General features: G+C 72.1%; 31 protein-coding genes and 1 pseudogene. 11 read left to right on the top strand and 21 right to left on the bottom strand.

What is annotated here, in order from left to right:
- Nucleotides 1-211, top strand: a 211-nt coding sequence (locus AC2A1K_RS33915; protein ID WP_483900758.1) for a hypothetical protein, incomplete at its 5' end; no start/stop codon positions are given.
- Nucleotides 212-538: 327 nt separating this feature from the next.
- Here AC2A1K_RS33915 and AC2A1K_RS33910 read toward each other — a convergent pair.
- Nucleotides 539-1,177 (bottom strand): hypothetical protein, encoded by a 639-nt coding sequence (locus tag AC2A1K_RS33910; protein ID WP_483900757.1) that lies wholly within the window; start codon nucleotides 1,175-1,177, stop codon nucleotides 539-541.
- A gap of 88 nt (nucleotides 1,178-1,265) precedes the next feature.
- Between AC2A1K_RS33910 and AC2A1K_RS33905 the strand changes: the two genes are divergently transcribed.
- On the top strand, nucleotides 1,266-1,865 hold the full coding sequence (locus AC2A1K_RS33905) for a TetR/AcrR family transcriptional regulator (RefSeq protein WP_483900756.1): 600 nt from the start codon (nucleotides 1,266-1,268) through the stop codon (nucleotides 1,863-1,865).
- Here AC2A1K_RS33905 and AC2A1K_RS33900 read toward each other — a convergent pair.
- From AC2A1K_RS33900 to AC2A1K_RS33890, 3 genes are read right to left on the bottom strand one after another with little or no spacing between them, the layout of a single operon-like run.
- Nucleotides 1,857-2,795 (bottom strand): 3-hydroxyacyl-CoA dehydrogenase NAD-binding domain-containing protein, encoded by a 939-nt coding sequence (locus tag AC2A1K_RS33900; protein ID WP_483900755.1) that lies wholly within the window; start codon nucleotides 2,793-2,795, stop codon nucleotides 1,857-1,859. The genes AC2A1K_RS33905 and AC2A1K_RS33900 overlap by 9 nt on opposite strands.
- Complete coding sequence (locus AC2A1K_RS33895) at nucleotides 2,792-3,676, bottom strand: beta-keto acid cleavage family enzyme (protein WP_483900761.1); 885 nt, start codon at nucleotides 3,674-3,676, stop codon at nucleotides 2,792-2,794. Before AC2A1K_RS33895 ends, AC2A1K_RS33900 begins: the two co-directional genes overlap by 4 nt.
- An 8-nt stretch (nucleotides 3,677-3,684) precedes the next feature.
- Nucleotides 3,685-4,539: a TetR/AcrR family transcriptional regulator gene (locus tag AC2A1K_RS33890; RefSeq protein ID WP_483900754.1), complete on the bottom strand. Its 855-nt coding sequence runs from the start codon at nucleotides 4,537-4,539 to the stop codon at nucleotides 3,685-3,687.
- A 123-nt stretch (nucleotides 4,540-4,662) separates the two neighbouring features.
- Here AC2A1K_RS33890 and AC2A1K_RS33885 point away from each other — a divergent pair, with 123 nt between their 5' ends.
- The 3 genes from AC2A1K_RS33885 to AC2A1K_RS33875 all read left to right on the top strand — a co-directional run bounded on the left by AC2A1K_RS33885 (nucleotide 4,663) and on the right by AC2A1K_RS33875 (nucleotide 6,988).
- The gene (locus AC2A1K_RS33885; RefSeq protein ID WP_483900753.1) at nucleotides 4,663-5,229 is read left to right on the top strand and encodes a hypothetical protein; all 567 of its coding nucleotides are present in this window, start codon (nucleotides 4,663-4,665) and stop codon (nucleotides 5,227-5,229) included.
- Between the two features lie 92 nt (nucleotides 5,230-5,321).
- On the top strand, nucleotides 5,322-6,818 hold the full coding sequence (locus AC2A1K_RS33880; RefSeq protein ID WP_483900752.1) for a class I SAM-dependent methyltransferase: 1,497 nt from the start codon (nucleotides 5,322-5,324) through the stop codon (nucleotides 6,816-6,818).
- Complete coding sequence (locus AC2A1K_RS33875) at nucleotides 6,815-6,988, top strand: hypothetical protein (protein WP_483900751.1); 174 nt, start codon at nucleotides 6,815-6,817, stop codon at nucleotides 6,986-6,988. The genes AC2A1K_RS33880 and AC2A1K_RS33875 overlap by 4 nt, the downstream gene beginning before the upstream one ends.
- Nucleotides 6,989-6,992: 4 nt before the next feature.
- On the opposite strand, the gene AC2A1K_RS33870 is transcribed toward AC2A1K_RS33875, so the two are convergent.
- Entirely contained in the window at nucleotides 6,993-8,873 is a 1,881-nt protein-coding gene (locus AC2A1K_RS33870; protein ID WP_483900750.1) for a serine/threonine-protein kinase, read from the bottom strand.
- A gap of 359 nt (nucleotides 8,874-9,232) precedes the next feature.
- Between AC2A1K_RS33870 and AC2A1K_RS33865 the strand changes: the two genes are divergently transcribed.
- The gene (locus tag AC2A1K_RS33865) at nucleotides 9,233-9,505 is read left to right on the top strand and encodes a hypothetical protein (RefSeq protein ID WP_483900749.1); all 273 of its coding nucleotides are present in this window, start codon (nucleotides 9,233-9,235) and stop codon (nucleotides 9,503-9,505) included.
- 228 nt (nucleotides 9,506-9,733) lie between these two features.
- Here the strand turns inward: AC2A1K_RS33865 and AC2A1K_RS33860 are convergent, their stop codons facing one another.
- The gene (locus AC2A1K_RS33860; protein WP_483900760.1) at nucleotides 9,734-10,882 is read right to left on the bottom strand and encodes a GDSL-type esterase/lipase family protein; all 1,149 of its coding nucleotides are present in this window, start codon (nucleotides 10,880-10,882) and stop codon (nucleotides 9,734-9,736) included.
- A 71-nt stretch (nucleotides 10,883-10,953) separates the two neighbouring features.
- Here AC2A1K_RS33860 and AC2A1K_RS33855 point away from each other — a divergent pair, with 71 nt between their 5' ends.
- A complete protein-coding gene (locus AC2A1K_RS33855) occupies nucleotides 10,954-11,727 on the top strand; it encodes a TetR/AcrR family transcriptional regulator (RefSeq protein WP_483900748.1) in 774 nt (257 codons plus the stop codon).
- Nucleotides 11,728-11,857: 130 nt separating this feature from the next.
- Here the strand turns inward: AC2A1K_RS33855 and AC2A1K_RS33850 are convergent, their stop codons facing one another.
- Both AC2A1K_RS33850 and AC2A1K_RS33845 read right to left on the bottom strand, forming a co-directional pair.
- Nucleotides 11,858-12,529, bottom strand: coding sequence for a TetR family transcriptional regulator (locus AC2A1K_RS33850; RefSeq protein ID WP_483900747.1), 672 nt, complete (start codon nucleotides 12,527-12,529; stop codon nucleotides 11,858-11,860).
- Nucleotides 12,530-12,832: 303 nt separating this feature from the next.
- Nucleotides 12,833-13,213 carry a MerR family transcriptional regulator gene (locus AC2A1K_RS33845; protein WP_483900746.1) on the bottom strand — a complete coding sequence of 127 codons (381 nt, stop codon included), beginning with the start codon at nucleotides 13,211-13,213 and terminating at the stop codon, nucleotides 12,833-12,835.
- A 54-nt stretch (nucleotides 13,214-13,267) separates the two neighbouring features.
- Between AC2A1K_RS33845 and AC2A1K_RS33840 the strand changes: the two are divergent.
- Both AC2A1K_RS33840 and AC2A1K_RS33835 read left to right on the top strand, forming a co-directional pair.
- A pseudogene (locus AC2A1K_RS33840) lies at nucleotides 13,268-13,732 on the top strand (NAD(P)-binding domain-containing protein); the annotation flags it as partial.
- A gap of 21 nt (nucleotides 13,733-13,753) precedes the next feature.
- Entirely contained in the window at nucleotides 13,754-14,173 is a 420-nt protein-coding gene (locus AC2A1K_RS33835) for an imine reductase family protein (protein WP_483900759.1), read from the top strand.
- Between the two features lie 101 nt (nucleotides 14,174-14,274).
- Here AC2A1K_RS33835 and AC2A1K_RS33830 read toward each other — a convergent pair whose 3' ends face one another.
- The 9 genes from AC2A1K_RS33830 to AC2A1K_RS33790 form a co-directional block, all read right to left on the bottom strand.
- The gene (locus tag AC2A1K_RS33830; protein WP_483900745.1) at nucleotides 14,275-15,012 is read right to left on the bottom strand and encodes a (2Fe-2S)-binding protein; all 738 of its coding nucleotides are present in this window, start codon (nucleotides 15,010-15,012) and stop codon (nucleotides 14,275-14,277) included.
- Nucleotides 15,009-15,536: a hypothetical protein gene (locus tag AC2A1K_RS33825; RefSeq protein WP_483900744.1), complete on the bottom strand. Its 528-nt coding sequence runs from the start codon at nucleotides 15,534-15,536 to the stop codon at nucleotides 15,009-15,011. Before AC2A1K_RS33825 ends, AC2A1K_RS33830 begins: the two co-directional genes overlap by 4 nt.
- On the bottom strand, nucleotides 15,533-15,832 hold the full coding sequence (locus tag AC2A1K_RS33820; protein ID WP_483900743.1) for a hypothetical protein: 300 nt from the start codon (nucleotides 15,830-15,832) through the stop codon (nucleotides 15,533-15,535). Before AC2A1K_RS33820 ends, AC2A1K_RS33825 begins: the two co-directional genes overlap by 4 nt.
- 10 nt (nucleotides 15,833-15,842) lie before the next feature.
- On the bottom strand, nucleotides 15,843-16,313 hold the full coding sequence (locus AC2A1K_RS33815) for a hypothetical protein (protein ID WP_483900742.1): 471 nt from the start codon (nucleotides 16,311-16,313) through the stop codon (nucleotides 15,843-15,845).
- 75 nt (nucleotides 16,314-16,388) lie between these two features.
- The gene (locus AC2A1K_RS33810; protein ID WP_483900741.1) at nucleotides 16,389-18,044 is read right to left on the bottom strand and encodes a hypothetical protein; all 1,656 of its coding nucleotides are present in this window, start codon (nucleotides 18,042-18,044) and stop codon (nucleotides 16,389-16,391) included.
- A 114-nt stretch (nucleotides 18,045-18,158) separates the two neighbouring features.
- On the bottom strand, nucleotides 18,159-18,458 hold the full coding sequence (locus AC2A1K_RS33805; RefSeq protein ID WP_483900740.1) for a hypothetical protein: 300 nt from the start codon (nucleotides 18,456-18,458) through the stop codon (nucleotides 18,159-18,161).
- Between the two features lie 11 nt (nucleotides 18,459-18,469).
- Nucleotides 18,470-20,050 carry an FtsZ/tubulin family protein gene (locus tag AC2A1K_RS33800; RefSeq protein WP_483900739.1) on the bottom strand — a complete coding sequence of 527 codons (1,581 nt, stop codon included), beginning with the start codon at nucleotides 20,048-20,050 and terminating at the stop codon, nucleotides 18,470-18,472.
- A 118-nt stretch (nucleotides 20,051-20,168) separates the two neighbouring features.
- Nucleotides 20,169-21,194 (bottom strand): aliphatic amidase, encoded by a 1,026-nt coding sequence (locus tag AC2A1K_RS33795; protein ID WP_483900738.1) that lies wholly within the window; start codon nucleotides 21,192-21,194, stop codon nucleotides 20,169-20,171.
- A 178-nt stretch (nucleotides 21,195-21,372) separates the two neighbouring features.
- Nucleotides 21,373-21,855, bottom strand: a complete 483-nt coding sequence (locus tag AC2A1K_RS33790) for a MarR family winged helix-turn-helix transcriptional regulator (RefSeq protein ID WP_483900737.1) — start codon at nucleotides 21,853-21,855, stop codon at nucleotides 21,373-21,375.
- 102 nt (nucleotides 21,856-21,957) lie between these two features.
- Here AC2A1K_RS33790 and AC2A1K_RS33785 point away from each other — a divergent pair, with 102 nt between their 5' ends.
- Complete coding sequence (locus tag AC2A1K_RS33785) at nucleotides 21,958-23,076, top strand: substrate-binding domain-containing protein (protein ID WP_483900736.1); 1,119 nt, start codon at nucleotides 21,958-21,960, stop codon at nucleotides 23,074-23,076.
- Here the strand turns inward: AC2A1K_RS33785 and AC2A1K_RS33780 are convergent.
- The 4 genes from AC2A1K_RS33780 to AC2A1K_RS33765 are packed head-to-tail and all read right to left on the bottom strand — an operon-like array spanning nucleotide 23,039 to nucleotide 25,262.
- A complete protein-coding gene (locus AC2A1K_RS33780) occupies nucleotides 23,039-23,416 on the bottom strand; it encodes a hypothetical protein (RefSeq protein WP_483900735.1) in 378 nt (125 codons plus the stop codon). The two genes, AC2A1K_RS33785 and AC2A1K_RS33780, sit on opposite strands and share 38 nt — an antisense overlap.
- Complete coding sequence (locus AC2A1K_RS33775; RefSeq protein WP_483900734.1) at nucleotides 23,403-23,729, bottom strand: ArsR/SmtB family transcription factor; 327 nt, start codon at nucleotides 23,727-23,729, stop codon at nucleotides 23,403-23,405. The genes AC2A1K_RS33780 and AC2A1K_RS33775 overlap by 14 nt, the downstream gene beginning before the upstream one ends.
- Nucleotides 23,704-24,951: a formamidase gene (gene fmdA, locus AC2A1K_RS33770; RefSeq protein ID WP_483900733.1), complete on the bottom strand. Its 1,248-nt coding sequence runs from the start codon at nucleotides 24,949-24,951 to the stop codon at nucleotides 23,704-23,706. The genes AC2A1K_RS33775 and fmdA overlap by 26 nt, the downstream gene beginning before the upstream one ends.
- 26 nt (nucleotides 24,952-24,977) lie before the next feature.
- Nucleotides 24,978-25,262, bottom strand: coding sequence for an FmdB family zinc ribbon protein (locus AC2A1K_RS33765; protein ID WP_483900732.1), 285 nt, complete (start codon nucleotides 25,260-25,262; stop codon nucleotides 24,978-24,980).
- 317 nt (nucleotides 25,263-25,579) lie between these two features.
- Here AC2A1K_RS33765 and AC2A1K_RS33760 point away from each other — a divergent pair, with 317 nt between their 5' ends.
- Entirely contained in the window at nucleotides 25,580-25,792 is a 213-nt protein-coding gene (locus AC2A1K_RS33760; RefSeq protein WP_483900731.1) for a CbtB domain-containing protein, read from the top strand.
- Nucleotides 25,793-25,917 lie beyond the last annotated feature (125 nt).

Below are 25,917 nucleotides of genomic sequence, written 5' to 3'. Positions count from 1 at the left end.
CCACCAACCCCGACCGCTGCCCGACGACGGCTGGCCCACCACCACCCCCGACGACGTGCAGCAGGCCGCCGACGACGCCGCCTGGCGCCACCACTTCCTCACCCGCACCGGCGGCACCGCCGGCCGAGGACGCCCCGGCCGCACCCGGCCGACGAAACAGACGACACCGACACCCCCAGCGCACGACCCGAACGACCCACCGCCATTCTGAGGCTTCTGACACGGTCGCCCTCGACCGCGAGCCGAGGTGAGCTCCTGTGTGCGGGCCACACACCCGCTGCGCATCCACCGGATCCTCTGGGCCACCCCGGAGACCCGACACCTCGCGACGATCACGACACCGCGGTCCACGCCCTCGGCCGCCGCGGGAGACCCACCCGTGCCTTCGGCGCCGCCACCGGCTCGTCCGACCCGATCACCGCGTTCGTGTTGGAGAAGCAGAACAGCGGCTGGTCGTACCACTCGTCGACGGCCCGGTCGCCGCGTCGACGAGCTCGTCGAACTCCGCGACACCCTGCGCCACCTGCCAGGAGAGGGCCTAGTTCCCCAGCGCGTCCAGCATCCAGTGGTAGCGCATCCGCAGCGCCCGCTCCATGCTGCCCAGGGCCGCCCCGACCGTGAGCGCGGCGTTGAGCCACCAGGGCAGCCCGACCGGTGACTCGAAGACCCCGACGGTCTCCGCGATCGGCGGGATCCGGGAGATGGGCTCGGCGACCTGCAGGAGCAGGAGCGCCACGCCGACGACGAGCAGGAGCACCGAGACGACACCGATCCCCCTGCTGACCGCGGGGTGCCGGCGGTCGAGCCGGGCGCGGCGCCCCTCGGCGGAGCGGGAATCCGGGACGAGCTGGTGCTCCGAGCCGTCGTCGGCCACGAAGTGGCAGCGCTTGAGGCCGACGCTGCTCGCCGCCACCTCGATGGTGCCGCCCGCCACGGGGAACGCCGCGGGGAGCTTCGACTCGAGCTGCTGACGCCCGTCGACGTAGAGCTGCGCCTTGTTCACGCCGGCGTTCTGGTTCTTCCAGTGCCGGACGTCGACGGCGTACTCGGCCTCGGGTCGCCGCAGGTGGAACAGCGATCGGCCCCCGAGCTGCCACCAGCGGAAGCGCTCCAGGGCGCTCCCGTCCCCGGGCTTCAGCCGCTTCTCGGCCCGTCGCCGCCGCTGCTCCGCGAACATGCCGTGTCCTCCCCGACCTCGTGACCAACACGCTGTACTAGTGACGCTAGCACGGTGTGCTAGTACGGCGTACTAGTAGGATGGCGATGTGACGGAGGCGAAGACGAGCTCGAAGGACCGGATCCTCGCGGCGGCCGTGGCGATGACCGGGGAGCGCCTGGGGGCCGGGTTGAGCGTGCGGGCGGTCGCGGCGCGCGCCGGCGTGAGCACGGGCTCGCTGCGGCACCACTTCCCGACGCAGCGGGCACTGCAGGACGCGGTCCTCACCGCCATCTACGACACCGTGGTCACCGACGACTCGGTCATCCACGACACGTCGCTGCCGGCACGTGACCGGCTGATCGCCTGCCTGCGGCTCGTGCTGGCGCCCGCGGCGCCGGGAGCGCCCTCGCGGGAGGCCTGGGGCAAGGTCTACCGGACGTTCATCGACGCCGAGCAGACCGAGGAGCTCCGCAGCACCTACCTGGCCGTGGAGCGCGAGGGGCAGCGCCGCGTCGAGTACTGGCTGTCCGTGCTCACGGACGAGGGAGCGCTGCCCGAGGGTGACAACAGGCGCCGCGCACGGTTCCTCAACACCGTCGTCGGCGGCCTGTCGGTCGAGCGGGCCCTGCCCGCCGGGGAGTCGCTCCTGACCGTCGAGACCGAGACCCTCGCGATGGCCGTCGACGCCGTGCTCGGCTCACGATGACGAGCGGCGGGCCGCCTCGACCGCGCGGCGGATCGCGATCACGGCACGGTCGCGCTCGGCCACCAGGGTGGGGAAGTCCCGCCCGTCGGCGGTGCCCGTCACCATCGTGTCGCGCAGCTCGCCGGTGAGCTCGGGCGCGGCGAGGCGCGTCCACGGCGCCAGCAGCGAGGGCCCGAAGTGGTCGAGCATGTGCGCCATCCCGCCCTCGCCGCCGGCGAGGTGGAACGTCAGGCACGGGCCGTGCACCGGCCAGCGCAGCCCCGGTCCCTCGGTGATCGCGGCGTCGATCTGCTCGACGGTGGCCTCGTCGTTCGCGACCATGTGCAGCGCTTCGCGCCAGAGCGCCTCCTGCAGCCGGTTCGCGACGAAGCCGGGGAGCTCCCGGTCCATCTCGATCACCGACTTGCCGATCCCGCGGTAGAAGTCGGCGGCCCGCCGCGTCACGGCCGGGTCCGTGTCGGGGCCGCCGACGACCTCGACGAGCGGGATGAGGTACGGCGGGTTGAACGGATGGCCGACGACGAGACGGGACGGGTCGGCCGCGCTCGTCGCCATCTCGCTCATCGGGAAGCCGGAGGTGGAGGACGCGACGATCGCGTCGTCCCCGGTCACGGCGACGAGATCGGCCAGCAGGGCGCGCTTGAGCTCGAGGTCCTCGGGCCCGCTCTCCTGGACGAACGCGGCGCCGGCGCAGGCCTCGGCCGACGACCCCGCCACGCGCAGCCGCGACCGGTCGGCGCCCTCGTCGAGCCCCAGCTCGGTCAGGGCGGGCCAGGCGGCGTCGACGGTGCGCCGCAGCCGGGCTTCCGCGTCGGGGGCCGGGTCCCAGGCGACGACGTCGAAGCCGCGGGCGAGGAAGTACGCCGCCCACCCGCCGCCGATGACGCCGGCGCCGATGCAGGCGACCGTGCGGGTGACCGGCCGGCTCACCGCGCCCCCAGGCCGAAGATCGCGCGGGCCTCGTCCGGCGTCGCCACCTGCGCGCCGAGGGACTCGACGATCGTCACGGCGCGGTCGACGAGCTGGGCGTTCGTCGCCTTCACCCCGCGCGCGAGGTAGAGGTTGTCCTCGAGCCCGACGCGCGCGTGCCCGCCGAGCAGCACCGACTGCGCCACCCACGGCAGCTGGTCGCGGCCGAGGGCGAACGACGTGAACTGGGCGTCGTCGGGGAGCAGGTTGACCATCGCCTGGAGGATCCCGGGGTCGGCGGGCGCGCCGTAGGGGACGCCCAGGCACAGCTGCATGAGAGCGGGCCGGTCGACGAGCCCCTCGTCGTGCATGACCTTGGCGAACCACAGCTGCCCGGTGTCGAAGATCTCCAGCTCGGGCTTCACACCGAGCTCCTGGAAGCGCTTGGCGCCGGTGCGCAGCATGTCGGTGGTGGAGACGTAGAGCGCGCTGCCGTCGCCGAAGTTGTAGGAGCCGCAGTCGAGCGTGGCGATGTCGGGGAGCAGCTCCTCGACGTGCGGGAGGCGGTCCATCGCGTTGACGAGGTCGGTCCCGTCGACCGGCTTGAGCGGGTCCTCTTCGTCGACGACGAGGTCGCCGCCCATTCCCGCGGTGAGGTTGAGGACCACGTCGACGTCGCTCGCACGGATCAGGCGGGCGGTCTCGCGGTAGAGAGCGACGTCGCGGGAGCGGACGCCGGTCTCGGGGTGGCGGACGTGGACGTGCACGACGGCGGCGCCGGCCCGCGCGGCGGCGATCGCGTCGTCGGCGATCTGCTGCGGGGTCACCGGGACGTGGGGGCTCTTGCCGACGCTGTCGGCGGCCCCGGTCAGCGCGGCGGTGATGACGACGTGGCGGTTCATGGCTCGGGTCATGAGGAGGTCTCCCGCAGGATCGTGTGCCGGATGAAGTCGTGGAGGGCGGCGCGCATCTCGGCGGCGCGCGACGCCTCGGTCATCACGCCGACGCCGAGGCCGTCGACGAGCCCGGCGAGCTGGCGGGCCCGTAGCTCGGGGTCCATGTCGGCGCGGAAGACGCCGGTCTCGACGCCGTCGCGCAGCGTCAGCAGGACCGTGCGGAACCACCGGTCCTGCGCCTGGGCGTACAGCTCCCGGCGGCCGGCGTCGACGACCGCCTCGACCCACACCTGCATCCAGATCGACCACTCGGGCTCGAGGACGGGTCCGGACGGCATCTGCAGGTCGAGCAGGGTGACGAGGCGTTCGTGGGGGTCGGCGACGGCGCCGAGCGCCGCCGACTGGCGCTCGAACGCGAGCTCGACGTTGTGGCGCAGGGCCTGGTCGAGCAGGGCGTCCTTGTCGTCGAAGTGGTAGTGCACGGACGCACTGCTCGTACCGGCGGCCTCGGCCACGTCGGCGACGCGGACGCGGTGGTAGCCCCGCGTTGCGATGAGCGTCCACGCCGCGTCGAGGATGCGCTTGCGCGCGCCGTCCGGGTCGGGCGCGACCGGCTCGCGCAGCGAGGCGTCGGGGATCGCCGTCACCGGCTGGTCGGTGTCACGGGAACCCCGGGCGAGCCAGGCGAGCGGGACGCCGGTGACCTCCGCGATCGCGGCGAGCTCCGCGGCCGCGAAGCGGCGGCGCCCGGCCAGGGCCTTCGACAGTTTGGTCTCGTCGAGTCCGATCGCGGCCGCCACGTGTCGGCGGGTCCCGACGCGGTCGACGGCGGCCACCACGCGGCGTCGGACCTCGTCGTCGTCGGGCACGGATCCGACGGTAGGGCGGACCTTGCCGTTATCGCAAGGCCGACTGACTGTCCAGTCAGTCTTGCGACACTGAATGACACGCGTGTGAGGGCGGCGACGGGGCGACTGATAGCGTCGACCGCAGTGATCGGAGCCGCGCGAGACCCCCTGCGAACGGGCCTTCGGCCGTCGTCGCTGCGGTTCGCGTCGGTCGTCGCGGTCGTGCTCACCGCGGGCGGGTTCGATGTCCTCGCCGACCAGACGCTCCTGCATGTTCTCGGAGTCGCGCTCGTCGCGGCGACCGTCGGCGCGGTCCGTCTCGCGCTGCGCGGTCGGCTCCAGCGCCTCTTCGTCGTGATCAACCTGGCCGTGCTCGTGCAGCCCGCCGCGCACGCGCTCACGACGCTGGGCCAGGCCGGCGCCCCGCGGCTCAGCGACGACCACGTCGTGCCCGAGCAGGTCAGCGCGCTGGCGCTCCAGCTCGCGATCACGGTGCTCGTCGTCGTGGTCGCGAGCAGCGAGCCCCTCCTCGTCGTCGGTCGCCACGCGCACCTGCGACTGCTGCGGATCGTCCTCGGGCTCCCGCCGGCGCCCGCCCCGGGCGCGCCGTGTCCGCCCGCGCCCGTCGAGGGCAGGGCGCCGTCGATCGACCTGCTGCGGTGCCGTCCGCACCGGGGGCCACCGGCCGCTGCCGCCGTGCCCGTCGCCTGATCCTCCGGGGTCCGGTGTGACCCCTCGTGCCCCTCGTGCCACGGACACCTCTCGACCCCTCGCCGGGTCGACCCACTCGTTAGGCGTTCCGCGTGACCCTGTCCGCCTCCCTCCGGCCCACCGACCTCCCCTGGACCGCTCCCGCCGTCACCGGGCTCGACGTCCCGGTCCCGTTGTCGTGCCCGTCGTGCCGCGACGCGCTCGCGTTCACGACCACCCCCGACCCGTCGTTCGACGGGACCTTCGGTGTCCTGACCTGCGGATGCAGCGAGTACCCGGTACTCGACGGCATCCCCGTCCTGCGCCGCGGTCGTGTCGACGTGCAGGAGCACGCGACCGGCCGCACCGAGGTCGCCGGGCCCGTCGTCGCCGAGCTCGTCGCCCTGCTGCGGGCCGGCCGCGGCGTCGAGGCGCTCGTGGCGATGCTGGCCTTCCCGCCCCGGTTGCCGGACCGGCGCGGGCTGCGGGTCCTGGCCCGCCGGGGGCCCGCGGCCCGCCTCGCGCTGGCCGCCCGCCGCGCCGAGGTCCGCGCCATGCTCGACGACGTCGACGGGCTGACCGCGCAGGACTGGATGGAGCTGGCCTACCTCCGGTCGTCGGAGCGGATCGACCAGGAGATGTTCGGCTACTTCTTCGTCCGCTACGGCCAGCCCCGGTACCTGGCCTCGATCTCGCTGCTGCGCGCCGTACCCGCCTCGGACGCCCCGGTGCTCGACCTCGCCTGCGGGTTCGGGCACACCATGTACCACCTCGCCGCCCGCGACCGCCCGGTGCGCACCGTGGGGGTCGACCGCAACTTCTTCCAGCTCTGGGTCGGGCGCCGCTACATCGCGCCCGAGCAGACCTTCGTCTGCGCCGACCGGGTCGACGCGCTCCCGTTCGGAGACGACGTGTTCGCCGCGTCCACCTGCACCGACGCGTTCCACTACTTCGACGACCAGCAGGGCGCGATGGACGAGCTGCGTCGCGTCGCCCGCGCCGACACCGTGCTCGTCGACCGCGTCGGCAACCGCGCCATGGAGCCCCGCGACGCCGCGGGGGAGCGCGACGCCACCGGCTACGTCGCCCTCCTGCGCGGCGCACCGTGGCGGCTGACCAGCGAGGACGAGGTCGTCCGCGACTACCACGACGGCCGCGGGCCCCGGCTCGCCGCGCGGCGCCACCCGGCCGAGCTCCGGCGCACCAAGTGGCTGGCGCTGTTCTCGAGCCGCGACACGAGCCTGTTCGTCGACCACGGGCCGTTCGAGGCGCCGCCGCACGCCGCCGGCTCGCTCGGGGTCAACCCGGTCTACGGCGTGCGCCGCGACGGCGACGACGTCGTGCTCACCTTCTCGTTCCCGTCGACCTGGTACGCCTTCGAGAACTCCGCGATGCTCGGCTACACGTCCCCCGGCGAACGCCTCGAGGCCGACGACTACGAGGCCCTCGTCGCGGGGACGGCGAGACCCGGCCACGTCGAGCGCTTCGTCCTGCTCGGGCTCCCGCCGCGCTACGCCCGGCGCCCGGGGTCGGCCCTGCGGACGTCGGTACCGGCGGGGCTCGTCACGGGCGCCCGGCATGCCCTGCGCCGTCGTAGACTGAGGCCATGACGGCATTCGGAGGTCTGTTCCGCGCGCCGAAGCTCGAGGGCATCGAGGAGTCGGACGAGAGCGGCGAGCGCGCCCGGTTCGTGGGGCTCGACCTCGAGAGCGGCGTGGTCCGGGTGCGGCCGGCACGCGGCGAGAAGGGCTCCGCGGAGGACACCGCACCCGAGGAGTGACGGGTCACGCCGGCGGGCGCGAGACGTCGTCGATCGTCAGCGTGCCCAGGTCGGTGTTGGCGATGTAGACCTCGGTCCCGTCCGGGGACACGGCGAGCGCGACGTCGCCGGTGAACTCCTCCAGGAACCAGCCGGCGCGCACCTCGCGCGTCGTGGTGTCGACGGCGGCCAGGACCGGCGGGTCGGTGGCCAGCGCGACGAACACCTGTGCACCGTCGCGGGAGACCGCCATCCCCGAGACCGGGCCGGGCAGCGACACCTCGGCGAGCGGGGCGGCGGGGTCGGCGTCGGGGTCGGGGTCGGTGTCGACGACGGTCAGGGCGTGCTCCGGGTCGCGGCTGCCGAGGTAGACCGCCTCACCGCTCGGGGCGGCGACCGCGACGTGGGCGGGCGCGCCGAGCCGGATCGCCGCCGCCGTCGCCCCGGTGCGGACGTCGACGACCTCCGCGGTGGAGCGGCGGTCGTCGGCGGTGACCAGGCGGATGCCGCTCGCGGCGAGGCCGGTGGCGCTGCGGTCGAGCCGTCCGACGACCCGTCCCGCCCCCGCGTCGACGACCGCGATGCCGCCGCGGACCGGGACGAACACGACGGCCCCGGTGCCGTCGACGACCGGTGCCGCGACCGGCGGCTCCGGGAGGGGCAGCGTGGTCGCGACGGTCGAGCGGCGCAGGTCGACCACGACGAGGGCGTCGCCCGCGCCCCGGGTGGTGGCGACGAACAGCTGCTCGCCCGACGGATCGGTGACGGCTCCGACGGTGCGCCGGTCGCCGCCGAGCGGGATCTCCGCGGCGATGGTGCGCCCGCGGGTGTCGAACATCGTGACCGTCCGCGAGCCCGCGTTGGCGATGACGGCGTCGCCGGTGGCGGTGAAGGCCACCGCGACCGGGCTGATGCCGATCGAGATGCCGGTCCCGACGTAGCGGCGGACGGCCGCGACACCCGCGACGAGCAGCAGGGCGACGAGCACGACGACCAGCGTCCGGCGCACCGGGCGGCTCTGCGGCCACAGCGCCACCGGAGACCACCGGTGGATGGCCACGACGGTGTCGGGGGGATCCGGCTGCGGCGGCTCGAGGCGCGTGGTCGGACGGCGGCGCAGTGCGGCCGCCGCGTCCGCCGCGAACGCGCCCGCGCCGGCGTGCCGCGCCGCGGGGTCCTTGGCCAGGCCACGCCTGACGACGACGCCCAGCGCGGCCGGGAGGTGGTCGGTCAGCGGGGCGCGGTAGAGGTGCGCGGCGACCAGGACCGAGGCGTCGTCGTCGCCGAACGGCGGCGCGCCGGTGAGGCACTCGTGGAGCAGGCAGGCGAGCGAGTACACGTCGGAGCGGGCGTCGGCGGGCTCGCCGCGCAGGCGCTCCGGCGCCATGGAGGCGAGCGTGCCGATGACGGTGCCGTCCTCGGAGTCGGTGGCCGGGCCCGCCGCGCGGGCGATGCCGAAGTCGGCGAGGTAGGCGAAGTCGTCGGGTCCCACGAGCACGTTCGACGGCTTGACGTCGCGGTGCACCAGCCCGGCCGCGTGCGCGGCGTCGAGTGCGGCCGCGACCTGGGTGATCAGCGCGACCGCCCGCCGGGGCTCGAGGGGACCGTCGCGCAGCAGCGTGCCGAGATCCGTGCCGTCGATCAGTCGCATGTCGAGGTAGAGCTGGCCGTCGATCTCCCCGAAGTCGTGTACGGGCACGACGTGCGGGTCGCGCAGGTCGGCGGCCGCCTCGGCCTCGCGCCGGAACCGCGTGCGGTAGCCGTCGTCGGCGCTGAACCGGGGATGCAGGAGCTTGAGCGCCACCCAGCGCGAGCGGCGCGTGTCCCAGGCGCGGAACACCTCCCCCATGCCGCCGCTGCCCAGCGACGGGCCCAGTCGGTAGGGGCCCAGCTCGGCGGCCGTCACGCTCTCAGCGTCCAGGAGCGGAGACGCCGTCACCAAGGGCCACCGCGGTGCACCTGGTCAGAGGAGCGAGCGCAGGCCGTGCCGGTGAGCCCGGTGGACCGGGGTGCGACGCGGCGACGGCCACACCCGTTCGGGTCTGCCGGGTGACGCGGCGACGCGGTGTGCTGCTCGGCACGTCGACCTGGAGGTGCTCGCGGTGAACGGTCCCGGAGACATCCTGCGCGCGCCTCGCGCCCCGCTTCGGGGACAAGCCCACGCTGGTCACGGCCACGCGGGCGCTGAGCTTCGCCGAGCCCGACGCGCTGAGCGACCGGGTCGTCGCGGGGCTCGTCGCGCGCGGCGTGCGGGCCGGCCAGGCCGTGTCGCTGTACACGCGGAACCGCTGGGAGGTCGCGGGTCTCGGCACCACCCACGCCCTGTACGCGCCGCCCGTGCCCGGCTCGATCGGAGTGGCGCTGCCGGGGACCGACCTGCGGATCGCCGACGTCGAAGAGCAGCCGGTGGGGCCGAGCGTTGGTGATCACCTGGGCGCGGTTGCGGGCGTCGAGCATGCGCATGACGTTGTGCAGGTAGGCGCGTCGCGGCGCACGTCCTTGAGCGGGGTGTCCGATGCCGATCGTCCGCCCGGGTGAGGGCCGGGTCGCGGTCGTGGGTGACGTCGACGACCCACCGCTGCCCGGCGGCGTCGCCGGACACGTGGGCGAGGTCGACGGCGGCTCGTCGGGTCGGGTGCGCCTCCGCCACCGGTCGGGAGCAGCCCTCCGAGCTCGGCGACCAGGGCGTCCCGGCCCGCGGTGTCCTCGACGGCCGGTGGCGCGGCGTCCGGGCTCACCGTGTCGGGGGTGGGCGCCTCGGTGTCGTCATGCGAACGGTCCGCCGGCGGAGAACGCGTGCGCGGCGAAGCGCTCGCCGATGAGTCGGTGCACGGCGGTGTCGGGGTGCAGGTTGTCGGCGAGGGGGTGCTCGACGGCGTCGGCCTCGCCGTAGAGTGCGAGGCCGTCGAGCAGGTGCAGGTGCGGGTCGTTCCCGCGCTCGGCGACGACGCGCGCGAGCTCGGCACGGATCACGCGCAGCGACAGCCGCCCGGTGGGCCCGTCGACGACGTCGGCCGGGTCCCCGGTGGCGTGGAAGCGGACCGTGCCGTCGGTGACGTCGGGGGCGCCCGGGCCCGGGGTGTCCTCGTGGATGGGGCAGAGCACGGGGCCGATCACCAGCAGCGGTGTGGTCGGGTGACCGTCGCGCAGGGTGTCGAGGAAGCCGTGCACGGCCGGCGCGAACGCCCGCCGGCGCATGACGTCACCGTTGACGAGGTTGATCCCGATCTTGACGCTGAGCAGGTCGGCCGACAGGTCGCGCAGGGTGCGGGCGACGAACGGGTCGAGCATCATGCTGCCGCTGAACCCGAGGTTGACCAGCTCGACCTCGCCCGCCGCGGCGGCGAGCGCGGGCCAGGTCTCCGTCGGGCCGGCGGCGTTCGAGCCCTGGCTGATGGAGCTGCCGTGGTGGGCCCACACGCGGCGGTCGCCGGGCGGGAGCGGGGCGACGGGCGCGTCGGTGCGCAGCGCGACCAGCTCGGTGCGCTCGTGGTGGGGCAGCCAGAGCTCGACGCGCTTGTCGCGGGCGGGCAGGTCGGCGAAGCGGACGCCCGCGATCGGGCCGTCGATGCTCTCGGTGCCGCCGGTCGCGAGGTCGACGACCACGGTCGTGCCGCCGTGGGTGTGCTGCTCGCCGGCGGGCACGCCGTCGACGACGAGGTCGATGCGGCCGTCGGGGCGCGGCGGCATGCCGCGGAATCGCATCGTGGTCCGCAGGAGGTCGAGCTCGACGACGGTGGCCGTGGTGCGGAAGGCGAGCCGCACCCCGGCGGGGCAGGCCTGCGCGGACAGCAGCTGCGCGTCGGCCCGGGCGCGGGCCCACGCGGGCAGGCGGTGCACCAGCAGGCCCCGCTCGGTGGCCTCGATCTCCCTCGCGCCGCGCACGAGGTCCGCGGTGATCGGCGTGTCGATCAGGGCCGCCACGTCGTCGGTCACGGCGGAGTCCTCCTCGTCGGTCGGTCGATCACCATGTTGCCATACGCCGTATGGCGAACCTCCTCTACGATGCTCCGGTGCCCTCCGGCGAGCAGCACCCCTCGGTCTGGACGCGTCCGGTCCGGGCGCCGCGGGCGCGTCGCGGACAGGGGTTCACCCGCGACGACATCGCCGCCGCGGCGTGCGCGGTCGCCGACGCCGACGGTCTCGAGGCCGTCTCGATGCGGCGCGTGGCGAGCGCTCTCGGGATCACGGCGATGTCGTTGTACTGGTACGTCGACACCAAGGACCAGATCCTCGAGCTGATGGTCGACCGGATCTTCTGGGCGCAGCCCCCGCCGACCGGGGGCGACTGGCGCGCGCGACTCGCGGCGATCGGGCGCGCGACGCTGGCCCGGTACCGGGTGCACCCGTGGTTCGTCCACGCGCTCGGACGCCCCGGGTCGCTGCCCGGGCCGGGTCAGCTGCGCTACTGGGACGCCAACGTCGGCGCGCTCGCCGACCCGGCCCTCGACCCCCGGCTCGAGCCCGCGGACGTGCTCCTCGCCGTCGGGACGGTCAACCACCTCGTGTCCGGCTACGCGCTCGGCCCGCTGCCCGGGATGCTGATCCCCGACGGGGCCCACCAGGGCGTCGAGGAGTACCTGCGGGACGCCGTCGTCGCCGGCGGGCTCGAGCACCTCCGATCGCTCGAGGGCGACGGACACCGGTTCACCGACGAGCGCTTCGACCGCGAGCTGGGCTACGTCCTCGACGGGATCGCGGCGGGGCTGGTGGCACGGTGTGACGGGCTACGGCCACGACGGACCCGCCCTTCTCGGTGAGCTTGGCCAGCGCGGTCTCCCTGCGGGCGATGGCCTCGTCCCCGCGTCGCGCTGCGTGCGCCGTGCACCACCTCGGCCGACACTGCCGAACCGCCGCCGAGGTCTCGATGACGTCGCGCTCGGTCGGGCCTCAGCCCAGTCCCGTGGGTGGACGAGGTCGGGCGAGCCAGCGTGTGGGATTCCAGTCCGCGAGCCAGGACTCGCGGGCGATGAGCGGGAGGAAGCCGGTCCAGAAGTGGTTCATCTGGTCCCACAGCTCCGGCTTCGGGTCGAGGGACTCGAGCAGGGTGGCGCGGCCGGCCAGGCTGACGACGAGCTCGTAGGCGGCCCAGCGGGGGTCCACGGTGGGTTCGAGCAGGTGCTGCTCGGCCGCGAGGGCGAGCAACCTGGTGAGGTCGGCGTCCCAGCCCGTGCTGAGCTCGGCGAGGGTGGGCCGGTCGAGGACCTGGTCGCGCAGGACACGGGCCGCCCCGCGCACGATCGGGTCGTCGAGGCGGACCACGACGATGTCGGTGACGGCGATCGCGGCGTGCAGCGGGTCGGTCGCGTCGCGCTGGGCGTCGGGGACGACGTGATCCCAGGAGGCGGTCATCGCCTCGACGAGCGCGGTGGCGACGGCGTGCTTGGACGGGAAGTGGAAGTACAGCGCGCCCTTGGTGAGCGGGCCGGCGCTCAGGAGATCGTTCAAGCTGGTGGCGTGGTAGCCGTCGGTGGCGAAATGCTCGCCCGCCGCGACGAGCAGGGCTTGGCGGGTCTCGACCGCACGCTCTTGCTGTCGCCGGGTTCGTCCACGCCCGGGCACCCCGTCTCCGCGGGGACGCGGCGACGCACCGTCCGAGCGGGAGCCGGTCATGGTGGGTTGCCTTCCACGTTCCGAGCGGTATGTTTCCCCGGTAGAGGGTGCCCGACGGCGGGCGAAGCCGGAGCTTGGGGGGTCTCCGGGGCCGAACGGTCGGGTAGGGCGGGTCGGGGGGCCGTGTCAGGTCGACCGTCTTCGTGGCGCCAACGGTGGCGATCCGGTGGCGTCACGCCCTCCGCCCGTTACCCGAGGTCTGTGGGACCCGAGGTCTGTGGTGGACGGCCCGGAGGACGCGGCGGGCGTGTGTCAGCAGGTGGCCGGGGACCGGGCGTCCTGTGGGGTCGCGGTGGCGATGACGGTATCGAGCTCGTCGCGAGCGGCGACGAGGTCGTCGATCATGGCGGTCAGGCGGCCGCGCTCGCGATGCAGGTCGTCGAGGAGCTCGGGACACGTCGCGATCAGGCGGGGGCCGTCGGCGCTCATGCACGGCAACAGGTCGGCGATCGTCGTCGTGGACAGTCCGGCCCGAAGCAGCGTGCGGACGTGGTGCACGACGTCGACGTCGGCATCGGCGTACTCGCGGTAGCCCGACGACGAGCGGGCGGGGCGCAGCAGGCCCTGCTCCTCGTAGTAGCGCAACAGCCTGGGCGCCACGCCGACGCGGCGCGCCAGCTCCCCGATCCACACGACGTCGCTCTCCGCCCTTGACGTTCACACCGGTGTCAGACTCTAGCGTCCCGAGTCATGGAGAAGGACATCGAGCGCGAATCGGTGAGCGTCCTGGGGCTCGGCGCGATGGGTGCCGCGTTGGCCCGGGCGCTGCTGCGCGCCGGGCACCCCGTCACGGTCTGGAACCGCACCCCCGCTCGGGCCGACGCCCTCGTGCGCGAGGGCGCCCACCGGGCTGCCGACCCGGCGACAGCTGTGGGCGCGAGTCCCGTGACGGTCGTCTGCTTGCTCGACGACGCCGCCGTGGCCGCGGTCCTCGACCCCCTCGGTCAGGCGCTGGCCGGCGCGACGCTGGTGAACCTCAGCTCGGGGACACCGGAACAGGCCCGGGCCACGGCGGCGCGGTTGAGCACGCACGGTGCGGAGGTCCTCGCGGGGACGATCATGGTGCCGACGCCGTTGGTCGGCACCGCCGACGCCCTCGTCCTCTACAGCGGGGCGGCGGCCGTGCACCAGCGGCACCGTGCCACGCTCGAAGCGCTCGGGCGCACCGACTTCCTGGGCACCGATCCCGGCCGCGCCGCCTTGTTCGATCTCGGCATGCTCGACGTGTTCTTCGCCGGCATGACCTCGTTCCTGCACGCCGCGGCACTCGTGGGCGGCGACGGGATCACCGCCGCCGAGTTCGCCGGTTACGCCGAGCAGGTCGTCGCGATCCTGCCCGCGACCTTCCGTGGGCTGGCCGCAGACGTCGACGCGGGCACGTACCCCGGCCACGAGGACAACCTCGTCATGAACGCCGCGGCGCTCGACCACATCGTGACGACCAGCCGCACCCGCGGCATCGACCCCACGCTTCCCGACCTCTCGCGTCGCCTCGCGCAGCAGGCGATCGAGCGCGGGCACGGCACCGACGGGTTCTCCCGCGTCGTCGACGAACTCGCGCTCACCGCAGCGAGGGGCGCCGCCGAACGGTGACCAGAGCGACGACCACCGCTGCCCCTCGCTCCTCGCCGCGGCGCGACCCGGGCGGCCTGTCCCGGCGCCTGGAGCGAACGGCTGTCGTGTCGGGATGGCGGTCATGGTCGGCCCCGACGGTTCGGCCTCTTGCCCACGAGCACGTCCGTGCCGGACCGGTTCGCGCCGAGCGCACAGTCGGCGCAGGTGTGACCACGGGGAACGCGGTAGGCGAGGCAGCAGGTGATCCGACCTCCGGTGGACGTGACCCGACCACGGAGCGGGGGTTGGTCGAGCAAGCGTGCGCTGAGCTCGGCGGCGGCCGTGGCCGCGGCGGGCCGGTGAACGTTCACAGCTCGGGCCGACTTCGCGACGGCGACGGCGACCTCGCCCCAGAGCAGGCCCTTCGACACCGTGGTGACCGTTCGCATGGCCGCCACGAGGTCGCCCAACGGTTCGAGGAGCGTTGCCCGCACCGAGGTCACGTCGTACGAGTCCGTGGCTCTCGGTCGAGCGAGTTCCCACGCGGCGCCGTCCGGGTGCCGGGGGTCACGCCAGAGCAGCTCGTGAGGAGGAAGGAGCATCAGGAGCCCGTGCGTGGCGACCAGCGCCGTCACCGGGGCGACGAGCCGGCCCGCGAGGTTGCCGAAGAGCCAGGAAGCGCCGACGCGGGCTTCCGTGACGCGCAGGCGCCGGCAGGCCCGCGTCGTCTCGTCCGCCAGCAGGGCGGGTCGCGAGACGAGGTCGGCCAGGGCGACCCGGTTCTCGCCGCGGGGTTCTCGCCCGGCGGTGAGCGCGAAAGCCGGGCCGAGCCGAGCAACGTCGGCGAGCGCCGCGCCGGCGTCGGTCGCGCTGCTCATGCGTAGGGCCCTGCCGCGCACCAGTCACGAGTGCTGCGTTGCCGGCCGAGGCCGAGGACGACGAACTCGTCGGCGTGCGCGACCGCTCGGACACCGAGATAACGCAGCGCTCGGACGATCGGGCTTCCGCTCGACGGGTCGGCGTTGGAGACGGGGAACGGTTCGTCGGGCAGCAAGACGTCGGGGCCGTAGACACGGTGGCCATCGAGCCACGCGGCCGCCGCCTGGTAGCCCAGACCGCCCGCGTACTCCGCCTCGAGGTAGGCGACGGGGCCGCGGTCGGAGGCTCGGGTGAGCCTGGCCGCCACCGCGGAGGACAAACGGTTGAAGGCCCAGTTCGATTCGGTCGGCGTGCCGAGCGGGTCGATGTCGTGGAGGAGCCCCTCGCACAGGGGCAGCAGTGCCAGCTCCGCCCCGTTGAGGAGCGCTGGTCGGGCGTGGGTCAAGCGCTCGGCGAGCGGCTCGATGGCCTCGAGGGTGCCGACGATTCCGTGCAACTCGTACGTCGTGCCGGAGAAGGTCATTCGAGGATGCCGAGGTGCTTGAGGACGTGGGCGACCGACGTGGCCCGGACGTCCGCGACCATCGTCCGGTACTCCTCGGCGAACAGGCCGGAGTGGCGGGTCATGGCATCGGCCTCGATGAGGGCGACGGCCTTCTCGAGGTGCTCGCGCGCCAGCCGGTCGCGCCAGAGCGCGTGCTCGATGTGGACGTACTCGTCGTCGACGGCGGTGATCATCAGCTTCTTGCCCCCGGCGACGGTGGGGATCTCGCCGCCGGACCCGAAGTCCCGTTGCAGTTCCGCCCACGGCAGGGGCATCTGTGGTCACCTAACCTCTCGAGGTGTCGTGCGCGGCGGCGAGGGCGCTCATGTGGTCGACGACCCGACCTCGACGCCCGCGCGCCGTGTCGACGTCGTCTCCGTACCGTCCGGCCAGCTCCTCGTCGGTGAGTCCGTCGACGCAGGTGAGCACGAACGTCGCCTGGAGCTCGCTCGGGACGGCGGCGAGCGCCCGGCGGAACGCGACCCAGCCGTCGCCGTCGGACGCGCGGACGCGGCACGCCTCGGCGATGGCGTCCTCGGCGAGCTTGGCGATGCGGCCGGAGAACGGCAGACCCCAGTGCCGGAACACCGTCGGGCGGGCGACGAGACCGGTCACGACGCGCAGGGCGACGGCCCGCCCGGCCGCGTCGTCGCCGAGACGGACACGGCAGGTGTAGGCGACGGCCTCGTAGGTGGCGGTGACCCGGTCCAGCCAGTCGGCGTATCCCGGGAGGAGTTCGGACTCGACGACGTCCATGGGAGGGTCCTCCGGTGGTGCTCCGGCGCCGGCCCCGGTGCCCCGGACGGGTGTCCGGGGCACCGGGCGGCAGGCTCAGGGGGTCGGGACCACGGTCTGGACCATCGGCGCGATGTGCGCCTGCTGCACCTCGGTGATGTCGGCGGACGCCGGCGCGTCGCCGCGGATCGCCGCGTGGGGCACGACGACCCAGCAGGCGCAGCCCCAGATGCACTCACCGGCCATGCCGTCGAAGCGGATCGACTGCTCGGAGAGCATGACCCCGAGGTCGAGCAGCCACGAGTGCATCATGAGCTTGGTTTCCCAGTCCTCGATCTGGTCGTAGGCGTCGCGGGCCTCGTAGAAGACCGTGAGATCGGTCTTGGCGACCCCGGGGATGATGATGTTCGAGTAGCAGGTGAGCTCGTCGAAGAACTCGCCGCTCGTGGTGACCAGCGTGCCGTCGTCCCCGTCGAGCAGGTACTCGCCGAGCACGGACTCCAGCTTCTTCTGCAGCGTGTCGTTCCACATCTCGCGGGGACCGACGGTGTTGACCTCGATGTAGTCGGTCTTGAAGCCCTCCTTGAGCCCGGAGAACTGCGGGATGTAGCCGATCCACTTGCTGACGACCTCGCGCCACTTGCCGCGCGGTTCGCCGGGCAGGACCTCCACGCCGGGGTGGGTGAACTTGGCGACGTCGAAGATCGTCCAAGTGCGGTCGCCCGAGATGTTGCGCTCATGGGGGGCTCCGGTGAACCCGGCGGGGCGCAGCATCTTGAACAGCAGGCGGCCGTAGTCCTGCACGACGAACCGGTTGAACGAGTCGGTCACGAACTTGCGCGTGACGCCCTTGCGCAGCCCGTCACGGATCGCGGGGACCCCGGTCTTGGTGTACTGCCCGAGGCGCTGCCAGGAGTGCTCCTGGGGCAGCGCGAGGAAACCGCCGGTGAAGGGGTTCTTGTACAGATCGCCCCAGACCGCCATCACGCCCTGGTTCTTCTCGTCGTCCAGCATGCAGTCGATCTCGTTGATCACCGGGTAGAGCGCGGCCTGACCGCCGGCGTGCTCCTCGTCGCCGGAGAACGGCATCACTCCGACGCCGATGACGGGGATGCGCCGTCCGAGCTTGACGTTCGAGAGATGCCGGACGAGGTCGACGGCCATCCCGGAGCCGGTGCCGCCGGCGAGGGAGAAGAAGACCAGCACCATCGAGGGGAGCTTGGTCTTGTTGATGGAGTCGACGAAGAGGTCGAGCTCCTTCTCGAGGATCTTGTCCCCGCCGTAGTAGTAGTGCCCGTAGATGGCCTTGGCGATGGCGCGCGGGCAGCTCTCGCCGGGGGCGGGCATCTCGACGTCCGCGGGCAGCCACGGCTCGTAGTTCGGGTTCCAGTAGTAGCGCGGGTACTCCATCTTCAGGAACTCACGCCACCGGTTGAGGCTGGTGCGCAGCTCCTCGGACGTGGGGATCTCGAGTCCGACGGTGCGCACCTGGTGGCGGTCCGTCGGGATCTCGCGCTCCTCGAGCCGCTGGGTGAAGCCCCCGGCGTACTCCTTGAGCTCGTGCTGGTCCTGCTCGCCCAGGTCGATGGACAGGCCGGTGAAGCGGGCGCGGGGATCGTCGAGCTGGTCCTCGATCTCCCCGGTACGCAGCAGGGCCTCGACCATGTAGGCACCGGTCTTGCCGATGCCCAACGCGTGGATGCAGTGCGGGGACTGGCTCCCGGTCGCCGAGTGATAGAGGGACATTCCCATGACGGAACCTTCCTGTTCTGGGGCGCGATGGTGACGCCCGGCCGGCGCGGGCGCTGCGTGTGCGGACGGGCGGAGGAGCGGCACTGCTCAGCCGACTCAGCCGACTCAGCCGACTCAGTCGACGTAGCCGAGGTCCTTGAGGACCGTGGCGGCGGTCGTCGGTCTCTCGTCGGCGATGAAGGTGCGGTAGTGGTCGATGACCGAGGCGTAATCACGCGTCATCCGGCCTTCGTCGAGCAGCTGCATCGCCTTCTCGAGATGGGCGCGGGTCAGCTTGTCGGACCACAGCCGGTGGGTGACGTAGACGTACTCCTCGTCGGCGCCGGTGACCTGGAGAGTGCGCGCGCCGGGCATGGAGGGCAGCTGTGCGCCCGCGGAGTAGCGTTCGACGATCTCGCTCCAGGGGATGGCCATCGCTGTTCTCCTCAGCTCCCGGTGAGGGCGTCGACGGTGTCGACCTGGATCGGTGAGGTCACCTCGCCGCGGATCGCGGCGTGCGGGACGACCACCCAACAGGCGCAGCCCCAGATGCACTCGCCCCCCATACCGTCGAAGCGGATCGACGGCTCGCAGAGCATGACGCCCAGGTCGAGCAGCCAGGAGTGGATCAGCAGCTTGTCCTCCCACTCGAGGGTGTCGTAGTAGTCCCGGGCCGGGACGAACGCCGCGAGGTCGGTCTTGCTCGCCCGAGGGAGGACCACGCTGACCGTGTCGTCCGAGCCGGCCAGCTCCAGGACCACCGGATCGACCCTGGTCGAGGCCACGCCCGAGATCGCGCTCGAGATCGTGGAGGAACTCGTCTCGTCGAGGTCGCCTCGGAACGTGCGGGCCTCCACGTACTCCGTGGCGAACCCCTTGACCAGCCCGGAACTGCCCAGAGAACCGATGTCGCCGAGCGTGCGCACCGCGAGCATGTTGATCCAGCGGTCACCCTGCTCGCCCCGGATGGCCGGGTGCCAGGCGTCCGCGGGGACGGCCAGCCAGTTCAGCGCCTTGAGGGTCTCGTAGAGGTGCACGCTCGCGTCGCGCGCGAGGAAGGACCCGACACCGGTGTCGATGTAGCTGTGTGTCGCGGCGAGATCGCCGGTCAGCTCCTGGACGTCGTTCTGGTCGACCATGAAGAACCCGCCGGTGAACGGGTTCTTGTAGAGGTCGCCCCAGACCGCCATGACGCCCTTGTTCTTCTCGGCGTCGATCATGCAGTCCAGCTCGTTGATCACCGGGAAGAGCGAACCGTCGGCGTACTCGGCCGGGTCGGCGCTGTTGGGCAGGATGCCCAGCCCGACGACCCAGGGCCGCCGACCGAGCTTGATCGACGACAGGTGTCGCGCGATCTCGACGACGATGCCGCTGCCGACCCCGCCGGCCATGCTGAAGGCGACGACCACGAGTGGGGTGGCCTCGCTGGACATCACGCTGTCGGCGAAGGCGTCCAGCGCTCCGGCGATCTCGCCGCCCTGGTAGTACTCCGACCCGTAGACCGCTTTCGCGACGGCGCGCGACTGGTGTCCGCTCGAGGGCGCGATCTCGACATCGGCGGGCAGCCACGGCTCGTAGTTGGGATTCCAGTAGTAGCGCGGGTACTCCATCTTGAGGAACTCGCGGTAGCGGTTGAGTGCGTAGGACAGGTCGGCGTTGGTCGGCACCGGCATCGCCACGGTCTTCACGAACGATTGCTCGGCGGGGAGGTCTCCCGCAGCGTCGCGAACCTGGGCGAGATCCTCGTCGCCGATGTCCACCGCGAGCGCCGAGAAGCGCGTTCCGGGCTCCGAGAGGAACCCTCGGGGCTGGTTCCTGATGATCGAGGTGATCAGGTCGGCCCCGGTCTTGCCGAGGCCCAGCACGTGCAGCGAGAAGGGCCCCTCGTGCTCCCCGGCGCGGTGCACCCCCTCGTTGCGCAGGGCCTCCAGCCGGGCCATCGCTGCATCGCCGTGGTCGTGGTCGTGGTCGTGGTCGTGGTCGTGGTCGTGGTCGTGGTCGTGGTCGTGGTCGTGCTCGGCGGCCATCGTCTCGGATCCTCCTCGGGTGCGGTGAGGGCTCTGGGCGTCAGAGCTCCGCAGGGTCGTGCAGTCGGGGAACGGCGGACCGGCTCTGCGCCCTCGGGCGGGCGCTCTCCCCGAGCGGTCAGGAGCCGTTCGGGACGCCGTCGATCGGCGCCTCGCGGGTGCCGACGGTCTCGCGGGTCATCTCCTCGACCTGCTTCTGCGCCAGGGCGGGGTCGTTGACCCACGTCTTGTAGAAGTCGAAGGGGCACTCGGCGACGCCCTTGTCGCCGTCGCCGGACTGGAACACCCCGGTGTAGCCGCGGTGCAACAGCTTGAACAGGTGGTTCTGGGACTGCCAGTTGGCACGGGCGTCACGGATCATCGACAGCGAGAGCTCCGCGTACTGGACGCCCATCTCCTCGGTACCGCATTCGCCGAGGGTGCGTCCGTCGAAGCCGACGATCGCGGAGTGTCCGAAGTAGGAGTACACGCCGTCGAAGCCCGTGGCGTTGGCGACCGCGACGTAGCAGTTGTTGGCCCACGCCATCGACTTGGCCATCAGGATCTGCTGTTCCTTGGCCGGGTACATGTAGCCCTGCGGCCGGACGACGAGCTCGGCGCCCTTCATGACGCAGTCGCGCCAGATCTCGGGGTAGTTGCCGTCGTCGCAGATGATCAGTGCGATCTTCAGGCCCTTCGGCCCCTCGACCACGGTGGTGTGCTCACCCGGGTACCAGCCCTCGATCGGCACCCAGGGAAGGATCTTGCGGTACTTGTTGACGATCTCGCCGTCGGAATTGATCAGGACCAGGGAGTTGTACGGGTTCTTGTCCGGGTGCTGCTCGTGGCGTTCGCCGGTGAGCGAGAAGACGCCCCAGACGCCGGCTTCGCGGCACGCTCGTCCGAAGATCTCTGTCTCGAAGCCGGGGCACGACGCGGCGTTCGCGAACATCTCGTCGCGGTCGTACATGATGCCGTGGCTCGAGTACTCCGGGAACACGATGAGGTCCATGCCGGGGAAGCCCTGCTTGATCCCGCTGATCATGGATGCGATCTGCTCGCAGTTCGCGCGGATCCCGGCCTCGTCGTGCAGGCGCGGCATCGTGTAGTTCACGACGGCGACCCCGACGCCGTCGGCGCTGCTGCTGATGTCCCCGTGTCTCATCGCGAACCCATCCCCTCGTCGCCCTTCGCCACGGCCTGTGCGAGGTCTCAGAACCTACGGAGAGCACCGGGGAGTGCAAAGGTTTCAGATCAGAAGTAATGGGATCGAAACACGGTGCTCCGACCGGCCGCGCAAGGCTCGACGGAGGAGGCGGATCCGAGGCAGCGTGCGGCGCTGCTCAGCTCGCCGCGGAGCGATCCTCGAGAGCCGCCCGCTCCCCGACGCGGTCCAGCAGATCCCAGAGGTCCGTCCAGTCCTTCTCGGGCACGTCCGCGAGAAGGCCCTGGTAGGTCTCCTCGAGCTCGGCCGCGGCCTGCCGCACGAGGGCGTGGCCCTCGGGGGAGAGGTGGACCAGGACGCGGCGGCGGTCCCAGGGATCGCTCTGCCGGTAGGCGAGTCCGTCCGTGACGAACTTGTCGATGATGCGGGTGGCCGTCGGGGCCGGCACGGCCGCACGGGCCGCGATCTCGCCCATCGTGTGTCCCGGGGCGTCACGGCCGTCGACGCCGACCCCCTCGGCGAGGAGCATGAGCGAGCGCCACTGCTCACGGCTCAGGCGTGATGTCGTGAGGACCCGGGCCAGGCAGGCTCCCACCGTGCGGTCGGCCAGGTCGAGCAGGTCGATCACTCGTCGGCCGGACCGCGGACCGGGTCGGTCCATCAGCGCCTCCTCGGTTTTTCCTGCTCGAAACGCTACAAGGGTCCCCGACGGGCGACGAAGTCGCCATACTTGCCGCCCGAGAGGTGGCCCGGAGGTGAGGCCGTGGCGAACGGGGCGTCGCTGGTGGCGGCGCGCGCAGGCGCGAGCGAGCACCGGGACACGGTCCGGCTCGCCCTCGTGACCCCGTGGGCGGGTTCCGCGGGAATGTTCGGGCTGTCCTGCCGGATGTGCTCCGAGCTCGCCGTGCTCGAGATCAATCAGTCGGGCGGGCTGCTCGGGCGCGCGGTCGAGCTGCACCAGGTCAACGGGGGTGCCGACCCGGACGAGGTGGCGCGGGAGGTCCACGGGCTCGTCCTCGCGGGCGAGGTCGACGCGGTCCTGGGTTGGCACATCTCCGCGGTGCGGCGGCGACTCGCGCCGCGGATCGCGTCCTCGGCGCCCTACATCTACACGGCGCTCTACGAAGGTGGCGAGCGAACCCCGGGAGTCCTCGTGACGGGGGAGACCCCGGCGAACCAGCTCGGCCCCGCGCTCGACTGGATGGGCACGGAGCTCGGGGTCCGTCGGTGGGCGATCGTCGGCAACGACTACATCTGGCCCCGGGCATCCGCGGCCGCGGCCGTGCACTGGACGCGCTCGGGCCGTTCCGCCATCGTCGACCAGGTGTTCGTCCCTCTCGGGACGAGGGTGTTCGAACCAGTGCTGCGCCGGCTCGAGCGTGGGGGCGCCGACGGGGTGCTGATGTTCCTCGTCGGTGAGGACGCCGTGCACTTCAACCGGGCCTTCGCCGCCGCCGGACTGGATCACCGTCAGACACGGCTCTCGACGCTCATGGACGAGACGATGCTGCTCGGCTCGGGCCCGCGCGCCACCGGCGCGCTCTACTCCGCGGCCGGGTACTTCGAGGACCTCGCCACGCCGGACGCGCTCGACTTCTCCGGCCGGTACGGCGACCAGTTCGGGCTGAACGCGCCTGCCCCCTCGAGCCTCGGCGAGTCCTGCTACGAAGGTATGAACCTCTACGCCGAGCTCGTGCGGAGCGCGGGCTCGCTGCGGCGAGAGGATCTGCTGGCCGCGAGTGAGGACGTCCGCTACGGCGGCCCGCGCGGGGATGTCGTTCTCCGGGGGGCACACGCCGTGCAGGACGTCTACATCGCTCAGGCCAGAGGGGTGCAGTTCGACGTCATCGCCCGTCTCTCGAGCGGGGTCGGGGAAAGGTGAGGTAACCGAGGTCCGCAAGGATGATCGCGGTCAGGTTCGGGCCGCGGGTGCAGCCGGTCTCGACGCGCGGTCCGGAGGCGTGATGTCGCCTCAGCTCCTCGGCGAAAGCCATCGCCTCGCGAGGAAGCCGCCCCTGCTGCAGGAGGGCGAGAGCGGCTTGCAGATCCTCGCGTGACACGCAGTCCCGCCACAGGCGCTGGCGAAGACAGACACGGTCCTCGTCGACCTCGGCGACCTGCAGCCGGGACGTGCCGCTCAGCGCGTGCACGAACGGCGATCGGGCATACCGCAGCTGGACGGCAGGCCAATCGAGCTCAGAGCGCCGATCATGCGTGGACATCCTCTTCTCCCATCGCCGCGAGTGCGTGCAACAACTGGTGTGTCACGGGATCCACGAGGCGGTACACGATGCTGCGCCCCTTCCGTTCGCCGACCACGACGCCGTGGTGACGCAGCACCGCGAGGGCCTGGGACACGGTGGTCTCGCGCAGGTCGGAGCGGGCCGCGAGGTCGCGCACCCGGATGCGCTCCGCCTCGTGGATGTGGATCAGGAGCGTCAGCCTGGTGCGGTCGGCGAGCAGGGCGAAGCGTTGGACCCAGGAATCGCGGTCGTCGACGGCCCGGTGGTCACGACGAGACGGCGCAGGACCCACGGTCGGCCGTCACCGGGCCCGAGGCGGAGGGGCGGATGTCGAAGTCGAAGATCGCTGTCGGGAGGTAGAGCGAGCAGCAGGCGTTGGGGATGTCCACGACGCCGCTCACCCGACCTTCGATCGGCGCCGATCCGAGGAGCAGGTACGCCTGGGGGCCGCTGTACCCGAACTTGGTCAGGTACTCGATCGCGTTCATGCACGCGTTGCGGTAGGCCAGGGTCGCGTCGTTGTAGAGATTGGTGTTGCTCTCGTGCTCCACCGAGATGCCGATGAACGTGACGAACTCGCTGTACCGAGGTTCGACGTTCCCCGGCATGAAGATGGGGTTGGTGGTGACGCCGTAGGTCTCCATCCCACCTTTGATGAGATCGACGTGGAAGTCGATGAATCCGCCCATCTCGATGGCGCCGCAGAAGGTGATCTCGCCGTCGCCCTGGCTGAAGTGGAGGTCGCCGCCGGAGAACAGCGCACCCGGCACGTGGACCGGGTAGAACACGCGAGAGCCGCGAGTGAAGTTCTTGATGTCGTGGTTGCCGCCGTTCTCTCGCGCGGGCACGGTGCGCGCACCCTCGCGCCCGATGGCGGTGAGCGCGTCGCCCGTGGCGGTGCCGCCGAGGACCGATTCCTCCAACGGCGGCAGTGCCAGGGCCGGGACGCGGTCCGGATCGGTGGCGATCAGGGCGCGCTCGCGGTCGTTCCACCGGGACAGCAGGTCATGGGACGGAGCGGTGCCGAACAGGCCCGGGTGCGTGATGCCGGTGTAGCGGACCCCGGGGATATGTCGTGATGTCGCCTGCTGGCCGTGGAAATCCCAGATCGCCTTGTAGGCGTCCGGGAAGTACTCGGTCAGGAACCCTCCACCGTTCTGCTTGGAGAAGATCCCTGTGTAACCCCATCCCTGGCCGGGAGCATCGCCGGTCTCCTGCGGCACCGGCCCGAGGTCGAGGATGTCCACCACGAGGAGGTCTCCGGGCTCGGCGCCCTCGATGGCGATCGGCCCGGACAGCATGTGCGCTCCGCTGAGATCGACGTCGCGCACGTCGTTCGCCGAGTCGTTGTTGCCGATCTGGCCGTCGGTCCACTCTCGGCACTCGATGCGAATGCTCGAGTCCGGTCGGACGGTGATCGCCGGCGGGATGTCGGGGTGCCATCGGTTGTGCCCCGGCACCTCCTGGTCTCGCATCGACTTGGCCTGGTCCACGGTGAAGACGACGTCTGGCACGACTGACCTCCCGGAGGGACGACGGTTTACGGGCGGGGCAACCTTGCGTGGCGCGGATCGGGGCTCACCGGCGCGGGTCGGCGCCGAGGCGACACGGCCGTGGCCACCGTGGGTTCGTGGCGGCTGCGCTCGGAGGCCTCGACGGCACGGCTCACCGCCGTGGCCGCGCGCCGCACGCCCGGAGCCGTGACGGCACGGCGGGCAACCGCGCCGCAGTCCGGGCATCGCCGCTCGTCCTGCGAGGCGGTCATCGGTGCGATCACGTCGAAGCGGTGGCCGCAGGTTCCGCAGCGGTACAGGTAGGTCGGCACGCACCGCTCCTCCCTGTAAATATTCAGTGCTGAAAATAAGCAGCGGACACGAGCATCGTCAAGGTCCCCGGTCCGCGCCGCTGCCCGATGCGCAGCCCTGGTCACGACCGGTCATCGGTGACGTCGGTCGGCTCGCGGCCCGCACGCGGTCGCTCGCCTCGACGCGGCCGTGGGGCCGCGTCTGTAATATTTTCATTTCAGAACAGAGCATCGAGTGTTCAAGCGTTGACGTGTCGTGTGGGACGACCCTAGCGTCGGGCTTCGTCCCGCCCACGAGATACGAGGGCAACCCTGCTCAGACGAACTGGAGCTCTGCTGTGACCACTGTCGGTGCCGTCGCCCGTGCCCGGGCCACTGCCATTCCCGCGTCGGAGACGTTGCCGTGGCTGGTCAGCGCTGTGCTGGTCGGGCTTGCGCTGTACTACCTGATCGGTATCGATCAGGGTGCGGTGTCGGTGTTCGGTGACACCAGCGTCATCCACGAGCTGGTGCACGACGCCCGTCACTTCCTCGGCTTCCCCTGCCACTAGCTGCTGGCTGCTGAGGAGGGGTTCCTGACATGGAGGCACGCTCGTTCGTGCTGCGTGGTGCGCTGGCCGGTGCGATCGCCGGGCTCGTCGCCTGGGTGTTCTCGCTGGTCTTCGCCGAGCCGCAG

The sequence above is a fragment of the Actinomycetospora sp. 2LY8.5 genome (assembly GCF_057180585.1).
Note: the sequence above shows the minus strand (reverse complement) of the source record. Positions and strands in the feature narration are given on the sequence as shown.

Bases quoted from the DNA above. Each gene is read 5' to 3' on its own strand.
- AC2A1K_RS33910 (WP_483900757.1), bottom strand. From the start codon at position 1,177: ATGTTCGCGGAGCAGCGGCGGCGACGGGCCGAGAAGCGGCTGAAGCCC.
- AC2A1K_RS33895 (WP_483900761.1), bottom strand. From the start codon at position 3,676: ATGAACCGCCACGTCGTCATCACCGCCGCGCTGACCGGGGCCGCCGAC.
- AC2A1K_RS33875 (WP_483900751.1), top strand. From the start codon at position 6,815: ATGACGGCATTCGGAGGTCTGTTCCGCGCGCCGAAGCTCGAGGGCATC.
- AC2A1K_RS33855 (WP_483900748.1), top strand. From the start codon at position 10,954: ATGGCGAACCTCCTCTACGATGCTCCGGTGCCCTCCGGCGAGCAGCAC.
- AC2A1K_RS33830 (WP_483900745.1), bottom strand. From the start codon at position 15,012: ATGAGCAGCGCGACCGACGCCGGCGCGGCGCTCGCCGACGTTGCTCGG.
- AC2A1K_RS33825 (WP_483900744.1), bottom strand. From the start codon at position 15,536: ATGACCTTCTCCGGCACGACGTACGAGTTGCACGGAATCGTCGGCACC.
- AC2A1K_RS33820 (WP_483900743.1), bottom strand. From the start codon at position 15,832: ATGCCCCTGCCGTGGGCGGAACTGCAACGGGACTTCGGGTCCGGCGGC.
- AC2A1K_RS33815 (WP_483900742.1), bottom strand. From the start codon at position 16,313: ATGGACGTCGTCGAGTCCGAACTCCTCCCGGGATACGCCGACTGGCTG.
- AC2A1K_RS33810 (WP_483900741.1), bottom strand. From the start codon at position 18,044: ATGGGAATGTCCCTCTATCACTCGGCGACCGGGAGCCAGTCCCCGCAC.
- AC2A1K_RS33805 (WP_483900740.1), bottom strand. From the start codon at position 18,458: ATGGCCATCCCCTGGAGCGAGATCGTCGAACGCTACTCCGCGGGCGCA.
- AC2A1K_RS33800 (WP_483900739.1), bottom strand. From the start codon at position 20,050: ATGGCCGCCGAGCACGACCACGACCACGACCACGACCACGACCACGAC.
- AC2A1K_RS33795 (WP_483900738.1), bottom strand. From the start codon at position 21,194: ATGAGACACGGGGACATCAGCAGCAGCGCCGACGGCGTCGGGGTCGCC.
- AC2A1K_RS33790 (WP_483900737.1), bottom strand. From the start codon at position 21,855: ATGGACCGACCCGGTCCGCGGTCCGGCCGACGAGTGATCGACCTGCTC.
- AC2A1K_RS33780 (WP_483900735.1), bottom strand. From the start codon at position 23,416: ATGTCCACGCATGATCGGCGCTCTGAGCTCGATTGGCCTGCCGTCCAG.